The 17,796-nt window shown below is 60.7% G+C and carries 19 protein-coding genes; 8 read left to right on the top strand and 11 right to left on the bottom strand.

All coding sequences use genetic code 11. The annotated features are described in order from the left end of the window. Positions 1-69: 69 nt before the first annotated feature. Positions 70-270: a heavy-metal-associated domain-containing protein gene (locus tag HX824_RS15205; protein ID WP_003211150.1), complete on the top strand. Its 201-nt coding sequence runs from the start codon at positions 70-72 to the stop codon at positions 268-270. An 87-nt stretch (positions 271-357) separates the two neighbouring features. Then, positions 358-1,551: a multidrug effflux MFS transporter gene (locus tag HX824_RS15200; RefSeq protein ID WP_087693476.1), complete on the top strand. Its 1,194-nt coding sequence runs from the start codon at positions 358-360 to the stop codon at positions 1,549-1,551. A 6-nt stretch (positions 1,552-1,557) separates the two neighbouring features. Here HX824_RS15200 and HX824_RS15195 read toward each other — a convergent pair whose 3' ends face one another. The 3 genes from HX824_RS15195 to HX824_RS15185 all read right to left on the bottom strand — a co-directional run bounded on the left by HX824_RS15195 (position 1,558) and on the right by HX824_RS15185 (position 3,218). Further along, positions 1,558-1,737 carry a hypothetical protein gene (locus HX824_RS15195; protein ID WP_003211153.1) on the bottom strand — a complete coding sequence of 60 codons (180 nt, stop codon included), beginning with the start codon at positions 1,735-1,737 and terminating at the stop codon, positions 1,558-1,560. 145 nt (positions 1,738-1,882) lie between these two features. Next, the gene (locus HX824_RS15190; protein ID WP_003211156.1) at positions 1,883-2,896 is read right to left on the bottom strand and encodes a zinc-binding alcohol dehydrogenase family protein; all 1,014 of its coding nucleotides are present in this window, start codon (positions 2,894-2,896) and stop codon (positions 1,883-1,885) included. Positions 2,897-2,924: 28 nt separating this feature from the next. Then, a complete protein-coding gene (locus HX824_RS15185; RefSeq protein WP_003211158.1) occupies positions 2,925-3,218 on the bottom strand; it encodes a putative quinol monooxygenase in 294 nt (97 codons plus the stop codon). Positions 3,219-3,335: 117 nt separating this feature from the next. On the opposite strand from HX824_RS15185, the gene HX824_RS15180 reads away from it, so the two are divergent. Then, positions 3,336-4,265, top strand: a complete 930-nt coding sequence (locus tag HX824_RS15180) for a LysR family transcriptional regulator (protein WP_087693475.1) — start codon at positions 3,336-3,338, stop codon at positions 4,263-4,265. A gap of 138 nt (positions 4,266-4,403) precedes the next feature. Next, complete coding sequence (locus HX824_RS15175; protein ID WP_008430768.1) at positions 4,404-5,096, top strand: helix-turn-helix transcriptional regulator; 693 nt, start codon at positions 4,404-4,406, stop codon at positions 5,094-5,096. Here the strand turns inward: HX824_RS15175 and HX824_RS15170 are convergent. After that, positions 5,093-6,046, bottom strand: coding sequence for an adenosine deaminase (locus HX824_RS15170; protein ID WP_008430770.1), 954 nt, complete (start codon positions 6,044-6,046; stop codon positions 5,093-5,095). The genes HX824_RS15175 and HX824_RS15170 overlap by 4 nt on opposite strands. A gap of 194 nt (positions 6,047-6,240) precedes the next feature. On the opposite strand from HX824_RS15170, the gene HX824_RS15165 reads away from it, so the two are divergent. After that, complete coding sequence (locus HX824_RS15165; RefSeq protein WP_003211166.1) at positions 6,241-7,329, top strand: calcium:proton antiporter; 1,089 nt, start codon at positions 6,241-6,243, stop codon at positions 7,327-7,329. 155 nt (positions 7,330-7,484) lie between these two features. On the opposite strand, the gene HX824_RS15160 is transcribed toward HX824_RS15165, so the two are convergent. From HX824_RS15160 to HX824_RS15150, 3 genes are all read right to left on the bottom strand, one after another. Continuing rightward, the gene (locus HX824_RS15160; protein ID WP_177054764.1) at positions 7,485-8,843 is read right to left on the bottom strand and encodes an 8-oxoguanine deaminase; all 1,359 of its coding nucleotides are present in this window, start codon (positions 8,841-8,843) and stop codon (positions 7,485-7,487) included. Positions 8,844-8,988: 145 nt separating this feature from the next. After that, positions 8,989-9,675 carry an SDR family oxidoreductase gene (locus HX824_RS15155; protein WP_003211169.1) on the bottom strand — a complete coding sequence of 229 codons (687 nt, stop codon included), beginning with the start codon at positions 9,673-9,675 and terminating at the stop codon, positions 8,989-8,991. A 26-nt stretch (positions 9,676-9,701) separates the two neighbouring features. After that, entirely contained in the window at positions 9,702-10,052 is a 351-nt protein-coding gene (locus HX824_RS15150; RefSeq protein ID WP_003211171.1) for a MerR family transcriptional regulator, read from the bottom strand. Between the two features lie 83 nt (positions 10,053-10,135). Between HX824_RS15150 and HX824_RS15145 the strand changes: the two genes are divergently transcribed. After that, a complete protein-coding gene (locus HX824_RS15145) occupies positions 10,136-10,528 on the top strand; it encodes a hypothetical protein (protein ID WP_008430778.1) in 393 nt (130 codons plus the stop codon). Positions 10,529-10,830: 302 nt separating this feature from the next. On the opposite strand, the gene HX824_RS15140 is transcribed toward HX824_RS15145, so the two are convergent. The 4 genes from HX824_RS15140 to HX824_RS15125 all read right to left on the bottom strand — a co-directional run bounded on the left by HX824_RS15140 (position 10,831) and on the right by HX824_RS15125 (position 14,573). After that, a complete protein-coding gene (locus HX824_RS15140; RefSeq protein ID WP_102368022.1) occupies positions 10,831-11,412 on the bottom strand; it encodes a YigZ family protein in 582 nt (193 codons plus the stop codon). A 12-nt stretch (positions 11,413-11,424) separates the two neighbouring features. Further along, on the bottom strand, positions 11,425-12,084 hold the full coding sequence (locus HX824_RS15135; protein ID WP_003211175.1) for a TetR/AcrR family transcriptional regulator: 660 nt from the start codon (positions 12,082-12,084) through the stop codon (positions 11,425-11,427). A gap of 87 nt (positions 12,085-12,171) precedes the next feature. Next, a complete protein-coding gene (locus HX824_RS15130; RefSeq protein ID WP_003211176.1) occupies positions 12,172-13,566 on the bottom strand; it encodes a uracil-xanthine permease family protein in 1,395 nt (464 codons plus the stop codon). An 86-nt stretch (positions 13,567-13,652) separates the two neighbouring features. Then, complete coding sequence (locus HX824_RS15125) at positions 13,653-14,573, bottom strand: LysR family transcriptional regulator (RefSeq protein WP_087693467.1); 921 nt, start codon at positions 14,571-14,573, stop codon at positions 13,653-13,655. A gap of 125 nt (positions 14,574-14,698) precedes the next feature. On the opposite strand from HX824_RS15125, the gene HX824_RS15120 reads away from it, so the two are divergent. Continuing rightward, positions 14,699-16,048 carry an aspartate aminotransferase family protein gene (locus tag HX824_RS15120; RefSeq protein WP_008430786.1) on the top strand — a complete coding sequence of 450 codons (1,350 nt, stop codon included), beginning with the start codon at positions 14,699-14,701 and terminating at the stop codon, positions 16,046-16,048. Positions 16,049-16,087: 39 nt separating this feature from the next. Continuing rightward, complete coding sequence (locus HX824_RS15115) at positions 16,088-17,581, top strand: CoA-acylating methylmalonate-semialdehyde dehydrogenase (protein WP_003211182.1); 1,494 nt, start codon at positions 16,088-16,090, stop codon at positions 17,579-17,581. The last annotated feature ends 215 nt before the right edge of the window (positions 17,582-17,796 follow it).

The raw sequence follows: 17,796 nt of genomic DNA, 5'->3' as shown, positions 1-17,796 counted from the left end.
TTTCAGAACTTGACCTTGCCATCATGGCAAGGTCAACACTGCGGGCAACCTCATTAAGGGAGTCATGTCATGCAAGTATTCAGCGTTGAAGGAATGACCTGCGGCCACTGTGTCCGCTCGGTAACCCAGGCGGTGCAGGATAAGGACCCGGCGGCCAGCGTGCGCGTCGACCTCGCGACAAAGGAAGTCGGCGTGGAAAGCAGCCTGCTGTCGCCGGCAGAGGTGATCAACCTGATCAGTGAAGAAGGCTACAGCGCCAAGCTCGCCTGACTTTTTGAATAGTTAGCGAGCTAACTTAATGTTCAAGGCACCCGAGCCCGGCTAGACTGTTGGGCTGCCGACTCACCTGGGTGCCTGATGAACCTTCGTATAATCCTGATCTTGGGGGCCTTGAGCGCGTTCGCGCCGCTGGCCATCGACTTCTACCTGCCGGGTTTCCCGGCCATGGCCGTGGCATTCGGCACCGACGAAAAACATATTCAGCTGACCTTGGCCGTGTACTTCACGGGCCTGGCGATCGGCCAGTTGATCTATGGACCGCTGGCAGACCGTTTTGGCCGGCGCGGGCCGCTGCTCAGCGGCGTCACCCTGTTTACCCTGGCGTCCTTCGCCTGTGCGTACGCGCCGTCCCTGGAATGGCTGATCGGCGCGCGTTTCGTCCAGGCCCTGGGCGGCTGCGCGGGCATGGTGATCTCGCGGGCGGTGGTCAGCGATAAATGCGACGCGGTGGGCTCGGCCAAGGTGTTTTCCCAACTGATGCTGGTCACCGGGCTGGCGCCGATCCTCGCGCCGCTGGCGGGCGGGGTGATGGTTGGTGTCTGGGGCTGGCAGTCGATCTTCCTGGCGCTGACGGTGTTCAGTGTGATGGCGGCCATTGCGGTAGCAGTCGGGCTGCCGGAAAGCTTCCCGGCCCATCAACCGCGCCAGCCGCTGTCCGGCGCACTGCGCCAGTACGGCCGGTTGCTGTCGGACCGGGTGTACCTGGGCTATGCCTTGACCGGCGGCATCTCGATTGCCGGTATGTTTGCCTACATCGCGGGCTCGCCCTTCGTCTTTATCAAGCTTTATGGCGTGCCCGCCGAACACTATGGCTGGGTATTCGGCTCGAATGCCGCGGGCTTTATCCTGGTGGCACAGGTCAATGCGCGTTTGCTCGCTTCGCGTGGCCCGGCATTTTTGCTGTCGCGCACGGTGTGGGTTTACCTGGCGGCGGGCCTGTCGTTGCTGGCAATTACTGCGCTGCGCACGGACGCTTTGTGGCCACTGCTGGTACCGCTGTTTATCTGCATCGCCAGCCTGGGCTGCATTTTGCCCAATACCTCGGCCTGCGCCATGAGCGGGCAGGGCGCTCGGGCGGGCAGCGCGTCGGCGTTGCTCGGCTGCATTCAGTTTGGTGTGGCCGCAGGCGCAGCGTCGTTGGTCGGCGTGCTGCACGACGGCACGGCGATGCCGATGGCAATGGTCATCAGCTTGTGTGGCGTATTGGCCGTAACGTTCGCGATGCTGACCCGGCGCCTGCAGCGCCAACGGGCACTGCAAGCGGCGGACTGATCAGGATCAGCCAGCAGAACGCTGCTGGCTTTCGGGGAATCGGTGAGGCGCCTGGATACGGGTTTGCAGGGTGTCGGCAAACGCGCGGGCCTCGGCCTCACTGCGGAAGGTAAAGGCGTTCTGGTCGAGACGGACCTGCCATTTGTTGCCTTCGGATCTTGCTAGCGCTTTTATCAGGATCTTCATTGCTGACTTCCTCACGTAAATTGCGTGGCAAAGGCGGCCAATATAAACCCGAATACGCTCACAAATATGACAAGGATCAAGTCTCTGACTAGCGGTGTCGTCCATTACTCACATGAATAACAGACGACACTGACAGAACCTTTCGTTAGAACCCTTCCAGCACGATCTTGCCCTTGGCCTTGCCGCTTTCCAGCAGTTCGTGGGCGCGGCGCAGGTTAGCCGCGTTGATCACGCCAAAGTGCTCGCCCACGGTGGTTTTCAGAGTACCGGCGTCGATCAGTTCGGCGACGCGATTGAGCAGGTTGTGCTGCTCGATCATGTCGCTGGTCTCGAACATCGAACGGGTGTACATGAACTCCCAATGCAGCGACAGGCTCTTGCGCTTGAGCTTGCTTACGTCCAATGCCTTGGGATCGTCGATCAGCGCCAGTTTGCCCTGGGGAATCAGCGCTTCCACCAGTTGGTCCAGGTGCTGGTCGGTCTGGGTCAGGCTGGCGACGTAGTTCACCTGCGGATGGCCGGCGTTTTTCAGCTCTTCGCTCAACGGTTTGCTGTGGTCGATCACCAGGTCGGCGCCCAGGTCCTTGGCCCATGCCTGGGTTTCAGGACGGGAGGCGGTGCCGATGACTTTCAGGCCGGTGAGCTGTTTCGCCAGTTGGGTCAGGATCGATCCCACACCACCCGAAGCACCGACAATCAGCAGGCTCTGGCCTTCATCGGCCTTGCCTTCACGCACTTGCAGGCGTTCGAAGAGCAATTCCCAGGCGGTGATGGCGGTCAGCGGCAGTGCAGCAGCGTCGGCAAAACCCAGGGTTTTCGGCATATGGCCGACGATGCGCTCATCGACAGTGTGCAGTTCGCTGTTGCCGCCGGGGCGTACCAGGGAGCCGGCGTAGAACACCTTGTCGCCGACCTTGAACAGGCTGACTTCGCTGCCCACGGCCTTGACCACACCGGCCACGTCCCAGCCCAGCACTTTGGCCGCGCCGTTTTCCGGGGCGACGTTCTGGCGCACCTTGGTGTCCACCGGGTTCACCGAGATGGCTTTGACTTCCACCAGCAGGTCGCGGGGGCCGGCGACCGGTTCGGGCAGTTCGATGTCTTGCAGGGATTTTGGATCGTTGATCGGCAGTGCGGCGTAGTAGGCGATGGCTTTCATGATGGTTTCCAAAAAAGGGGGCGGTTGATCAGGCAATAAACTTCAGGCGCTTGAGTTCGAAATGCTCAAGCACGTCGGCAGCCTTGGTGCGGAAATTCTGGATATGCGCGCTCTGGTCGTGGTCGGCCAGCGCGGCGTCGTCACTCCACCGTTCGAGCATGTAGAAGGTCTCGGGGTGTTGCAGGTCCTGGTGCAGGTCGTACTGCTGGCAGCCGGCTTCGATGCGGGTCGGTTCCAGCAGCTCGCGCAGCAGGGTTTCCAGGGTGGCCTGTTGGCCGGGTTTGGCGATCAGCGTGGCGATGACGTTAAAGGCAGCAGACATATTCGACTCCAGACACGTGATGAACGGGATGGACAGATGATTGGCTATTTCTCTGGAAGATAAAACCCGCTAAAAGAGCAGTCTCTTTCAATGCTTTTTTGATAATGGGCGGTCGGCGTGCTGCGTTTTGATGACTTGCAGTTGTTTGTGCGTGCGGCAGACCTGGGCAGCCTTTCGGCGGCAGCACGGGTGATGGACATGTCGGCGGCGGTGGCCAGCGCGGCGTTGAAGCGCATCGAGCAGCAGTTGGGCGCACGGTTGTTGGCGCGTTCCACCCGCAGCCTGCGCCTCACGGCCGAGGGCGAAGGCTTCCTGGAGTACGCCCGGGCCGCCTTGAGCAGCCTGGATGAAGGCCGGCGGTTGTTGGCCAGCGGCCAGGATCAGGTCAGCGGGGTGCTTCAACTCTCGGCGCCGTCGGACTTTGGCCGTAACCAGTTGTTGCCCTGGCTCGATGAGTTCCAGCGCGAATACCCCGACCTGAGCGTACGCCTGTTGTTGGGCGACCGGATTGCCGACCTGTTCCGCCAGCCGGTGGATATCGCCCTGCGCTACGGCGAACCCGAAGACTCCAGCCTGATCGCGTTGCCCATCGCCCCGGACAACTGCCGCGTGCTCTGCGCTGCTCCCAGCTATCTGGCGCGGCACGGCGAGCCGCGCCACCTGGAGCAACTGACCCAGCACAATTGCCTGCTGTACATGCTCGGCAGCCGGGTGCATGACCATTGGGGGTTTAACGATGGCAAGCGTGATGTCGGCCTGACGGTGACCGGCGACCGCTTCAGTGATGATGCCGATGTGGTGCGACGCTGGGCGGTGGCGGGGGTGGGTATCGCCTACAAGTCCTGGCTGGATGTCAGCTCGGATGTGCTGGCGGGGCGCCTGCGGCTGATCCTGCCGGAGCTGCGGGGCGAACGTACGCCGCTCAATCTGTTGTGTGCCCATCGCGCGCAACTGAGCAAGCCGATCAATCTTCTGCGGGAAATGCTCGTTGCCCGTTGTGCGACATTGACTGCGCAATTGCCGGAGCGATCAGCCTCTACACCATAACCCCGGGGATATCGGGAAATTTCCTTCATCTTCTGTCCTTGGTTGCGCTGTAAGACGGCACGGAACCCGGCGTTTTCACGCTTATACTTTTCCGCCAGACGCAGCAGACAAATGATTCAACAGGGAGTGAATGAGCACATGGAACAGGCACCTTGCATCAGTCAGATCGCCACCTTGCTGGCCGACCCGAAACGCACCGCGATGGTGTGGGCATTGATGGACGGCTCGGCCAAACCCTCCGATGAGTTGGCGACACTTGCCGGGCTGTCATCGGCCTCGGCGAATGCGCATCTGACGCGATTGACGGCCGGTGGCCTGTTGCGTGTCGAAGCCCGCAGCGGCAAACGCTTTTTCCGGGTGGCCGCCGCCGATGTGGCGGCCGCCGTGGATGCATTGGCCTGCACCACGATGGCCAGCGTCGCCCGCAGCACGCCCATTCATTCGCGGTCATTGACTGCGCCTGCGGCTTTACGGCGAGCGCGGCTGTGCCATGGTCACCTGGGGGGCGAGCTGGCAGCGGGTTTGTATCAACGGATGATGGCGGCCGGGTGGATCGAGCGCGCGGAACAGCGTACGGACGTGACGCCGTCAGGTGCGCGCAAACTCGCAGCGCTGGGGATTTTTACCCAGGCACTGGCTCAGCCGATCGTGTGCGATTGTTTTGATTGGAGCGAACAGCAGCCACACCTGGGCGGTGCGTTGGGGGCCGCGTTGTTGCAGTTGTGCCTGCAGTCGAACTGGGTCAGCGTGATCAATGAGTCCCAGGCGTTGCAGGTCAGTGAAGCCGGGCAACTGGAAATTGCCCGGCTCGCCAGACCGGTCGGTGATTAAGGCTTGACCAACCGTGCATCCAGGCTGTTTTGCGCCAGGCGTTTGGCCTGGTCCTGGGTCATGCCCAGCGAGGTGTACAGCGCATGGAAGTTCTCGGTGACATAACCGCCGAAGTACGCCGGATCGTCCGAGTTCACCGTCACTTTCACCCCACGCTCAAGCATGTCGAGGATGTTGTGCTGGGACATGTCGTCGAACACGCAGAGCTTGGTGTTGGACAACGGGCACACCGTCAGCGGGATCTGTTCGTCGATGATCCGCTGCATCAGGCGCTCGTCTTCAATGGCGCGTACGCCATGGTCGATACGCTGGATCTTCAGCAGGTCGATGGCTTCCCAGATGTACTCCGGCGGGCCTTCTTCACCGGCGTGGGCGACGGTCAGGAAACCTTCGTGACGGGCACGATCAAACACGCGCTGGAACTTGCTCGGTGGGTGGCCCATTTCCGAGCTGTCCAGGCCCACGGCAACAAACGCATCACGGAATGGCAGTGCCTGGTCGAGGGTTTTTTCGGCCTCTTCTTCGCTCAAGTGGCGCAGGAAGCTCAAGATCAAACCGCTGGTGATGCCCAGTTGTTGCTCGCCGTCTTTCAAGGCGGCGGCAATGCCGTTGAGCACCACTTCGAACGGTACGCCACGGTCGGTGTGGGTCTGTGGGTCGAAGAACGGTTCGGTGTGGATCACGTTCTGCGCCTTGCAGCGCAGCAGGTAGGCCCAGGTCAGGTCGTAGAAATCCTGGGAAGTGCGCAGTACATCGGCGCCCTTGTAGTAGAGGTCGAGAAACTCTTGCAGGTTGTTGAAGGCGTAGGCCTTGCGCAGGGTTTCGACGTCGTTCCACGGCAGCGCGATCTTGTTGCGTTCGGCCAGGGCGAACAGCAGCTCAGGCTCCAGCGAGCCTTCCAGGTGCAGGTGCAATTCAGCCTTGGGCAGGGCGTTGAGCCAATCGTACATTTATAAATTCTCATCAGGTGCAATGGCGGCATTCTACAGGCGCACGCCGAAATAATCGGCAAAACCTGACCAAGCGGTGAGCATCCACAGTCACCGTGCAAGCAGTGCATGAACTAAGGTGTAACGAAACGTTAGCGGCGCGGTGCAGTCTGTACCCCATCAATGACGGATTCGCCGCGTTCAAAAGGCCTGCAATGCTCACATCTATCAAGCAAGAAAAATTCATGCTGCTGGCGCTGATTGCCGCCATCGCTGCCTACCCGCTGGAGCACTGGATGCTGCACAGCGGGCAGATGGTGGCGCTGTTGGCTGGCATAGCGCTGATCGGCTTTATCGTCGTGGCCTCGATGCGCGTGGCCCATCACGCCGAGCAACTGGCGGAAAAGGTCGGCGACCCCTACGGCACCATGATCCTGACCCTCGCCGCCGTGCTGGTGGAAGTAGTGATCCTGGCGATCATGATGAGCAACGAGCCCTCGCCGACTCTGGTGCGCGACACCATTTATTCGGCGGTGATGCTCGACATCAACGGCATCCTCGGCCTGGCCGCGCTGATGGGCGGCATCAAGCATGGCGAACAGTCCTACAACGACGATTCGGCGCGCACCTACAGCGTGATGATCCTTACCGCCATGGGTGTGTCGATGGTGGTGCCGGAATTTATCCCCGAGGCCGACTGGAAAATTTACTCGGCCTTCACCATCGGCGCGATGGTAGTGCTCTACACGTTGTTCCTGCGGATGCAGGTGGGGCCCCACAGTTATTTCTTCAGCTACAGCTACCCGGAAAAACGCCGCAAGAAACAGCCGGAAGAAGAGTCGCCGCCGATCAACCTGGCGTTTTCCATCGGGACGTTGGTGTTTGGCGTGATCGTGATTGGCGCGTTGGCCGAGGTGATGTCCAAGACCCTCGACCTGGGCCTGGAAGGCACGGGGGCTCCACCGGTAATCACGGCGATCATCGTGGCCGCGATTTCCGCCGCCCCGGAGATTTTGACCGCGTTGCGCGCAGCGCTGGCCAACCGCATGCAGTCGGTGGTGAACATCGCGCTGGGGGCTTCACTGTCGACGGTGATTTTGACCGTGCCGGTGATGGAAGCCATGGCCTTGTACACCGGCCAGCCGTTTCAGATGGCGATGACGCCGGTGCAGACCGTGATGGTGTTTATCACGCTGATTGTCAGTGCGATCAACCTCAACGATGGCGAAACCAACGCCATCGAAGGGATGACCCATTTTGTGTTGTTTGCGACGTTTATCATGCTGTCGCTGCTTGGACTGTAACCAATCCTGAAAACACCGCAGAAATAATTGTGGAAACCGGGCTTGTGTGGGAGCGGGCTTGCTCGCGAATACGGAGTGTCAGTCGCCAGATATGTTGACTGACCCAACGCATTCGCGAGCAAGCCCGCTCCCACATTTGAAAAGTGTTTCTTCAGTTAAGTCCGGTTGATCAGTTCCCGCGCCGCCTGGCTGTGATCGGCAATCAAGCCTTTCAGGTCCAGGCCCTCGACCTGCCCGTCGATCACCCGCCATTTGCCGCCGACCATCACCCGGTCCGCTCGGTCGGCGCCACACAGCAGCAGCGCCGAGATCGGGTCATGGCTGCCGGAGAAGCGCAGTTCATCGAGCTTGAACAACGCCAGGTCGGCCTGTTTGCCTACGGCCAGTTCGCCGATGTCGCTGCGACCGAGTAACTGCGCCGAACCTTTTGTCGCCCAACCCAACACCCGTTCCGGGGTGATCTTCTCTGCCCCGTAACGCAGGCGCTGGATGTACAGGGCCTGGCGCGTTTCGAGGATCATGTTCGACGCATCATTGGACGCCGAACCGTCCACCCCCAGGCCAATCGGTGCGCCGGCGGCCAGCAGGTCCAGCGTTGGGCATATGCCGGAAGCCAGGCGCATGTTCGAGCTCGGGCAATGGCAGATGCCGGTACCGGCAGCTCCGAGGCGTGCGATTTCTTCAGGGTTGAAGTGAATCCCGTGGGCCAGCCACGTGCGCGGGCCTAGCCAGCCGACGCTGTCGAGGTAATCCACGGTGCGCAGGCCGAAACGCTGCAGGCAGAAGTCTTCTTCGTCGAGGGTTTCCGCCAGGTGGGTATGCAGGCGCACGTCGAGGTGGTTGGCCAGCTCGGCGCTGGCTTCCATGATTTCCGGGGTGACGGAAAACGGCGAGCAGGGCGCCAGGGCGATCTGGATTTGTGCGCCGTCACCGCGCTCGTGGTACTGGCGGATCAGGCGGCGGCTGTCTTCCAGAATCACTTCGCCTTGCTGCACGGTTTGTTGCGGTGGCAGCCCGCCGTCGGCCTCGCCCAGGCTCATGGAGCCGCGGGTGAGCATGGCGCGCATTCCCAGTTCGCGCACGCTGTCGACCTGCACGTCGATCGCCTGTTCCAGGCCGTCCGGGAACAGGTAGTGGTGGTCTGCCGCCGTGGTGCAGCCCGAGAGCAGCAGTTCGGCCAGGGCCACTTTGCTCGCCAGCGCGAGTTTTTCCGGGGTGAGTCGGGCCCAGACCGGATACAGGGTTTTCAGCCAGGGAAACAGCGGCTGGTTGACCACCGGCGCCCAGGCGCGGGTCAGGGTTTGATAAAAGTGATGATGGGTGTTGATGAGTCCAGGAAGGACGACATGCTCGCGGGCATCGAATACTTGTCCACAGGGCACGGCGGGTTCTTGGCCCCAGCCCAGCACTTCGGTGATCACACCGTCTTGCAGCACCAGGCCGCCACGAGCGTCGAGGCCATTGGCAGTGAAAATCGCGAGGGGGTTTTTTAACCAGATACGGGTCGCAGGCATTGGCCGGCTCCTCTGAATGATGGGTTCAGGTTTGCCAGCTCAGTGTTGCCCTGTCTGCTGATCCAGGGTCGCCGGGGAGGGCGAGGTGCGCAGTTTACGTGTGGATCGTTATCGACGGCAATCGGCCGATAACGATCCCGGTTTTTTACCAGGCGATGGTGTCGCCCTTGTAGTCCACAAAGTGATGGCCGCCCTTGCCGGTGTAGGCATTCACCTGGTCAACCAGGCCGCGCACGCTGGTGGGCACGTCGATGTGGGCGTTTTCGCCACCCATGTCGGTCTTCACCCAGCCCGGGTGCAACGACAGCACGGTCAGTTTCTGATCGCCCAATTGGGTGACGAAGCTGTTGGTCATGGAGTTGAGGGCGGCCTTGCTGGCCTTGTACAGCGCCAGGTCCGAGCCGTCGGGAATGGTCACACTGCCCAGGATCGAACTCATGAAGGCCAGCACGCCGGTGCCTGGGCGGATCTGCCCGACAAAACGCTGGGCCAGGTTGATCGGCGCCACGGCGTTGGTGAAAAACAGTTGGCCGACTTCAGCCAGGGTGGCGTGGCCCGGTTCCTGGTTGGCCGGGCCTTTGACACCGGCATTGACGAACAGCAGGTCGAAGGTTTTTTCCTTGAGACGCTGGCTGAGGGCGATTACCGCCTGCTGGTCATCCATGTCGAGCTTTTCGATCTGCACCTCGCCCAAGGCCTTCAAGGCATCGGCCTTTTGCGGGTCGCGCACGGTGGCGGTCACCTCCCAGCCGTCCGCCAGCAGTTGCTTGGCCAGGCCAAGGCCCAGGCCCCGGGAGGCGCCGATAATCAGTGCGGTTTTTGAAGTGGACATGAATGGCTTCCTTTGACGGTGGAGGTTCACGGGTTCAGTGGACAACGCTGGCCGAGCCTTTGCTGCAACTCCTGGCGCAGTTGGTCGAGTTCGGCGATGCGGGTTTCGATCAGGTTGAGCTTGTCTTGCAGGAGCTGGGTCACGGCGCTGTCGGGGTCTGGAGCTTGCCATAATGCGCCGACGCTGTTGCCGATTTCACCCAGGCTGAAGCCCAGGCGCTGGGCGGTCTTGATGTACAGCACCAGTTGCACCATGTCGGCGGGGTAGTCACGGTAACCGTTGGCACTGCGTTGCGCGGCAATCAGCCCGCGTTGCTCGTAGAAACGCAGGGTGTCGCGACTGACCTGGCTGGCCTGGGCTAATTCGCCGATACGCATGTAGAGGGCTCAAGGGGGCTTGACCCTGGAGCATACTCCAGGCTTTAGCCTGCTGGCTTCTTGAATTTAAGGAGCTTACGGCTATGTGGACCGCACACCAATACCGTCGACTGGTTCGGGCCAGCGGTTGGTACGACCTGATTGTCACCGCCGCACTGGTCACACCCTGGACGTTTGTCCTGCTGCATAACGCCCTGGTGGCGTTGAACCTGCCCGGCGAGCTGCCGCCGTTCGCGCCTGTGCATATGTTGATGGCGAACCTGATGGGCTCGATTGTCTGCGTGTGGTCGGTGCTACGAATCCGCGACCCACAAGCGATCTTTGGCCGCTACGACGCCGCCGGCCGAGTGCTGTTTGCCACCTGGCAGATCTACGCGCTGGCCCATGGTGCCAGTACTGTATTGGTGATTGTCGTGGTGTTTGAAGTGCTGTGGGCGGTGGCTCAGTTGATACCGGTGCGCCGAGCAGCAAGTTGATCAAAAAATGCTCAGTTGTGCCGGAACGTTGCAGGCTCTGCTGCGGGGTGACTCTTGCACGGGTTATCCACAGGTTGCTCCACAGTAATTGTGCGCAAGCGTGACCGGTGGATATAAGCGCTGTGGCCCTTTGTTCTAAAGGACATAACCCGCCTAACTGACTGTTTTTGAGCTGGATTAATACTTTCGTGCAGTGCCTTGAACAAAAACTGTACAACCGTCTGAAACCCTTGTGACAGAAGGGTTACAGGCGAGTGTGCTCAGGTTATCCACAGGCAGGTGCACAGTAGATGTGGGCAGTTTCAGCGCTCCAGCAGAATGCGCCCGCGACTCAGGTCGGCGAGCTGCGCTTGCAGGGTGTCGATATGTGCCTCGCCGAGGGCCAACTGCAGGTCGACGCCATTGGCGGTGAAGGTTTCTTCCATCACCAGCCCACCCAGTTCGGCCACTCGCAGCTTCACCAACTGCAGCTCGGCAAAACCACAGGAGCAGCTCAGCGGCACCCGTTTGATCAGCTCGACGCGTTCGGCGGCTTGCAGGCATTTGTTCGCGCCGCCGCCATAGGCGCGGGCCAGGCCGCCGGTGCCCAGTTGGATGCCGCCGTACCAGCGGATCACCAGCACCACGACCTGGTCGCAATCCTGCGCTTCGATCGCGGCCAGGATCGGGCGCCCGGCCGTCCCGCCGGGTTCGCCGTCGTCGTTGCTGCGGTATTGATCGCCGAGTTTCCAGGCCCAGCAGTTGTGCGTGGCGTTCAGGTCGCTGTGCTGGTCGATGAAGGCCTGGGCGTCCTGGGGGCTGCTGATCGGGGCGGCGAGGGTAATGAAGCGGCTTTTGCGAATTTCTTCGCGAAACTCGCAAAGGCCGGTAAGCGTGAAAGGCATGGGTAACTTCGTTTAGAGGGCCGGCTTGATGCCACAGCCTTTGAGAATGATGTGGATAAGGTTGGTGCCGGCGTCTTCCATGTCCTGCTTGGTCAGCTTGGTGCGCCCGGTCACGCGGCAGATCTGGGTGGCAAAGTCGGCGTAATGCTGGGTGCTGCCCCACAGCAGGAAGATCAGGTGCACCGGGTCGATAGGGTCCATCTTGCCGGCGTCGATCCAGGCCTGGAATACCGCCGCACGGCCGCTGAACCAGGCGCGGTAGTCCTGGCTGAAATATTCGGTCAGGCACTCACCGCCGCTGATGATCTCCATCGCGAAGATCCGCGAGGCTTGTGGCTGGCGCCGGGAGAATTCCATCTTGGTGCGGATATAGCGGGTCAGGGCGGCCGCCGGGTCATCCTCGGCGGTCAGGGTGTTGAAGGTGCTGTCCCACAATTCGAGGATGTTGCTGAGCACCGCGATGTACAGGCCCAGCTTGTTGGTGAAGTAGTAGTGCAAGTTGGCTTTCGGCAACCCGGCACTCGCCGCGATGGTGTTCATGCTGGTGCCTTTGTAGCCATGACGGGCGAACTCGTCTTCGGCGGCCTGCAAAATCGCTTGTTCGTTCTTTTGGCGAATGCGGCTTGCAGGTTTTCCGGCGTGGTTGCTGTGGGCAGGAACTTCGAGGCTCATGGAGGTTTCCGTGCAGATCGATGAAGGCGACGTGTGCACAGATAACCCACCCTCAAGCCCCAGACAAGTCCCGATACGATAAAACCCTTAAAGCGGCTCCAGAGTGTCGCTTTCCAGGGTCCGGTTTGCGGCATCCACGGGAGCCTTGGCTTCAGGTAGCAGCAGGCACAATACGATGGCGGTCAGGCCGCCGCTGGTGATGGCCGAGTCGAACAGGTTCTGCACCAGGGTTGGCATCAGGTGCAGCAGGTTCGGTTGCGCCGCGATCCCCAGGCCGACGCCGAACGAGGTGGCGATGATCAGCATGCTGCGCCGATCCAGCGGGGCCTGGGCGAGAATGCGCACGCCGGCCGCCGCTACGCTGCCGAACATCACCAGGGTTGCGCCGCCCAGCACCGGCTTGGGGATTTGCTGCAGCACCGCACCAATCAACGGAAACAGCCCGAGGCAAAACAGTACCGCGCCGATGTACAAGCCGACGTAACGGCTGGCCACGCCGGTCAGCTGGATCACGCCGTTGTTCTGGGCGAATGTGGTGTTGGGAAAGGCACTGAAGGTGGCTGCGATCATGCAACTGATGCCATCTCCCAGTACGCCACCCTTGAGTCGGCTTATATAGGAAGGGCCGCTGATGGGCTGGCGGGCGATCATGCAATTGGCAGTGAGGTCGCCGACGGTTTCGATGGTGCTGATCAGATAAATCAGTGCTACCGGCAGGAAAGCGCTCCAATCGAAGTTGAAACCGAAGTGGAACGGTGTAGGCAGGCTGATCAATGGCAAATCAGGCAAGGCTTGGGGCACCAACTTGCCGCTGAACCAGGCGGCGAGGCTGCCCAGTGCGAGGCCGATGATGATGGCGGAGAGCCGTACCCATGGCGTGTTCGAGCGGTTCAGCAGGATGATGGTCAGTACCACGAACAGGCCGAGTGCCAGGTTGGTTGGCGCGCCGAAGTCCGGGGCATTGAAGCCGCCTCCAAGGTCAGTGATGCCGACCTTGATCAGGCTGATGCCGATCAGTGTGATGACGATGCCGGTCACCAGCGGCGTGATTACCCTTTTGAGCTGACCGATGAAACGGCTCAACACGACCTGCACTGCGGCGCCGAAGAAGCAGATACCGAAAATCATCGCCAGGATGTCTTCCGGGCTGCCGCCGCGTTGCTTGACCAGAAACCCGGCCGACAATACGGCGCCGAGAAACGCGAAGCTGGTGCCTTGCAGGCAGATCATCCCGGCGCCAATGCCAAACGGCCTGCGCGCCTGGATGAAGGTGCCCACACCGGAAACCATCAATGCCATGCTGATCAGGTAGGGCAGGTGGGCGGTCAGGCCCAGGGTAGAGCCGATGATCAGCGGCGGGGTGATGATGCCGACGAAGGCAGCCAACACATGCTGCAACGCGGCAAGCAATGCAGGCAAAGGTTTGGGCCGATCGTTGAGGCCGTAGATCAGGTCGCTGGGGGTGTTGGATTCTGGCGGCATGGCGGGGAACTCATGGCTGACGGTTCGAGATCCCCTTGTCTTGCAAAAAGCTGTCCAGCTGCTCAGGTTTTTCTGTAAGGCCCGTGTTAGCGCGTTGCGGCCAGACTTTCGAGAAAACTTTCCAGCACCAAATGAGGGCGACGGCCCTTGCGCGTGACCGAAGCGAGGCTCAAATCGTAAAAACGTGTAGCCGGTTTCAGCGCGCGCAGTCGGCCTTGTTGTACCCACAGGCTGGCGTAGTGGTCGGGCAGGTAGCCGATGTAGCGGCCGGTCAGGATCAGGAAGGCCATGCCCTCGCGGTCCGAGGCACTGGCGGTGCAATTGAGTGCCTGGTAGTGCGCCTGGATATCCGCGGGCAGGCGGAAGGTCGGGGCGATGGCGTCCTGGCTGTTGACGCGGTCGTCGTCCAGTTGCTTGTCGTCGGCGTAAAACAGCGGGTGGCCCACTGCGCAATAGAGCAGCGAGCGTTCGCTGTACAGCGGCTGGTATTCAAGTCCCGACAAGGCGCTGGCCTGGGGGACTACGCCGACATGCAGGCGGCCGTCGAGCACCCCTTGTTCGACTTCATTGGGGGCGATCATGCGGATCTGGATCTGTACGTCCGGGCCGCGTTCCTTCAACTGTGCCAGGGCGTGGGTGATACGCATGTGGGGCAGGGTGACCAGGTTGTCGGTCAGGCCGATGATCAGTTCGCCGCGCAAGTGTTGGTGCAGGCCGTTGACCTCGGTGCGAAAACTTTCCAGGGCGCTGAGCAGCTGCAACGCCGACTGGTACACCTCGCGTCCCTCCTCGGTCAGGGAAAACCCCGCCCGCCCGCGTTGGCACAGGCGCAGGCCAAGGCGCTGTTCAAGATCACTCATTTGCTGGCTGATGGCCGAGCGGCCAATCCCCAGTACGGTTTCCGCCGCCGAGAAGCCACCGCACTCCACCACGCTGCGAAAGATGCGCAACAGTCGGATATCGAAGTCGCTGACTTGGGCCAGAGGGTCGGGTCGACGGCTGCTCATAGTTTAGTGAAGGCCTGACTGAAGGTTAGAAGAGTTGGATTTCACCGACTTTATCCCCGTGGCAATTTAGCTGCAACAACGCTTTTCAATCCCGACGCTGCCTTTTGCCTTGCGAGGTTTTGCTCATGAACATGCCCGAAAACGCTCCGTCCACCCTGGCCAGCCAACTGAAGCTGGACGCGCACTGGATGCCGTACACCGCCAACCGTAACTTCCATCGTGACCCGCGCCTGATCGTGGCGGCCGAAGGCAGCTGGTTGACCGATGACAAGGGGCGCAAGGTGTATGACTCGCTGTCGGGTCTGTGGACCTGCGGCGCCGGGCACACTCGCAAGGAAATCCAGGAAGCGGTCTCCAAGCAGTTGGGTACGTTGGACTACTCGCCGGGCTTCCAATACGGTCATCCGTTGTCGTTCCAGCTGGCAGAAAAGATTACCGACCTGACCCCGGGTAACCTGAACCATGTGTTCTTCACCGACTCCGGCTCCGAGTGTGCCGATACCGCGGTGAAGATGGTGCGTGCGTACTGGCGCCTGAAAGGCCAGGCGACCAAGACCAAGATGATCGGCCGTGCCCGTGGTTATCACGGCGTGAACATCGCCGGTACCAGCCTGGGCGGCGTGAACGGTAACCGTAAGATTTTTGGTCAGGGGCTGATGGATGTTGACCATCTGCCTCACACCCTGTTGGCGAGCAATGCGTTCTCCCGTGGCATGCCGGAGCTGGGCGGGATTGCCTTGGCGGACGAGCTGCTCAAGCTGATCGAGTTGCACGATGCGTCGAACATCGCTGCGGTGTTTGTTGAACCGATGGCGGGCTCTGCCGGCGTGCTGGTTCCGCCGCAGGGTTACCTGAAGCGTCTGCGTGAGATCTGCGATCAGCACAACATCCTGTTGGTGTTCGATGAAGTGATCACCGGCTTCGGTCGTACCGGTTCGATGTTTGGTGCTGACAGCTTCGGTGTGACCCCGGACCTGATGTGCATTGCCAAGCAAGTCACCAACGGCGCGATCCCGATGGGCGCGGTGATTGCCAGCACCGAGATTTATCAGACGTTCATGAATCAGGCGACGCCTGAGTACGCGGTGGAATTCCCGCACGGCTACACCTACTCGGCCCACCCGGTTGCCTGCGCGGCTGGCTTGGCGGCACTCGACCTGCTGCAGAAGGAAAACCTGGTGCAGAGCGTGGCCGAAGTCGCACCGCATTTCGAGAATGCGCTGCACGGCCTGAAGGGCAGCAAGAACGTGATCGACATTCGTAACTATGGCCTGGCCGGTGCGATCCAGATTGCCCCGCGTGATGGTGATGCCATCGTGCGTCCGTTCGAAGCGGGCATGGCCTTGTGGAAAGCCGGCTTCTACGTGCGCTTTGGCGGCGACACCCTGCAGTTCGGCCCAACCTTCAACAGCAAGCCGCAGGACCTGGATCGCTTGTTCGATGCGGTCGGCGAAGTGCTGAACAAGATCGACTGATTCCTCCTTCTATATAGAACAACTTTTCAGGAGCCCTGCATGAGCCTCATCCAGCATTTGATCAACGGCCAATTGGTCACCGAAAACGGTCGCACTGCCGACGTGTACAACCCGTCGACTGGCCAGGTGATTCACCAGGTGCCGTTGGCCAGCCGTGAAACCATTCAAAGCGCCATCGATTCGGCCAAGGCAGCTTTCCCGGCCTGGCGTAACACGCCACCGGCCAAGCGTGCCCAGGTGATGTTTCGTTTCAAGCAATTGCTTGAGCAGAACGAAGCGCGTATCTCCCAGCTGATCAGCGAAGAGCATGGCAAGACCCTGGAAGATGCGGCCGGTGAGCTCAAGCGCGGGATCGAGAACGTGGAGTACGCGTGCTCGGCGCCGGAAATCCTCAAGGGCGAGTACAGCCGTAACGTTGGCCCGAATATCGATGCCTGGTCTGACTTCCAGCCGTTGGGTGTGGTGGCCGGTATTACGCCGTTCAATTTCCCGGCGATGGTGCCTTTGTGGATGTATCCGCTGGCGATCGTCTGCGGTAACTGCTTCATCCTCAAGCCGTCGGAGCGTGATCCAAGCTCGACGCTGCTGATTGCACAACTGTTGCAGGAAGCTGGCTTGCCTAAAGGCGTGCTGAGTGTGGTGCATGGCGATAAAGGCGCGGTGGATGCGTTGATCGAAGCGCCGGAAGTCAAGGCGTTGAGCTTTGTCGGCTCGACGCCGATCGCCGAGTACATCTATTCCGAAGCCACCAAGCGCGGCAAGCGTGTACAGGCGTTGGGCGGGGCGAAGAACCATGCGGTGCTGATGCCGGATGCGGATCTCGATAACGCTGTCAGTGCCTTGATGGGCGCGGCGTATGGTTCTTGCGGTGAGCGTTGCATGGCGATCTCTGTTGCCGTGTGTGTCGGCGACCAGGTGGCTGACGCATTGGTCGCCAAGCTGGTGCCGCAGATCAAGGCGCTGAAGATTGGTGCGGGCACCACGTGTGGATTGGACATGGGGCCGCTGGTCACTGGCCAGGCGCGCGATAAAGTCAGTGGCTATATAGAGGACGGCGTTTCTTCGGGTGCTGAGTTGGTCGTCGATGGTCGTGGCCTGAGTATTGCCGGTAATGAAGATGGCTTCTTCCTGGGGGGCAGTTTGTTCGACCGCGTGACCCCGCAGATGCGCATCTATAAAGAAGAGATCTTCGGGCCGGTGCTGTGTGTGGTTCGGGTGAACAGCCTGGAAGCGGCCATGCAGTTGATCAACGATCACGAGTACGGCAACGGCACCTGTATCTTCACCCGTGACGGTGAGGCGGCGCGGTTGTTCTGTGACGAAATTGAAGTGGGTATGGTTGGCGTCAACGTGCCGTTGCCGGTGCCGGTGGCTTATCACAGCTTTGGTGGCTGGAAGCGCTCGCTGTTTGGCGACTTGCATGCCTATGGGCCGGATGGGGTGCGGTTCTATACGCGTCGCAAGGCGATTACCCAGCGCTGGCCGCAACGGGCCAGTCATGAGGCGTCGCAGTTTGCCTTTCCTAGCTTGTAGGTTCGGTAAGTAGAAGGCCGGCCCCTTGGGGCCGGCCTTTGCTTTTCAGGGCTTTTTTGACCGATATGACAGTATTGTGAAAAAAGGTGTTGACGGCAGATTCTGGAAGTCTATAATTCGCCCCACTTCCGGCGCAGTCGAAACGGAAAACTCCTTGGTAAACAAAGAGTTATGTAGGTTTCGACAGCGAGTAGCTTCAGATCATCGAAGCCCAG

The sequence above is a fragment of the Pseudomonas sp. D4002 genome (genome assembly GCF_013385665.1).
GTDB lineage: Bacteria > Pseudomonadota > Gammaproteobacteria > Pseudomonadales > Pseudomonadaceae > Aquipseudomonas.
Note: the sequence above shows the minus strand (reverse complement) of the source record. Positions and strands in the feature narration are given on the sequence as shown.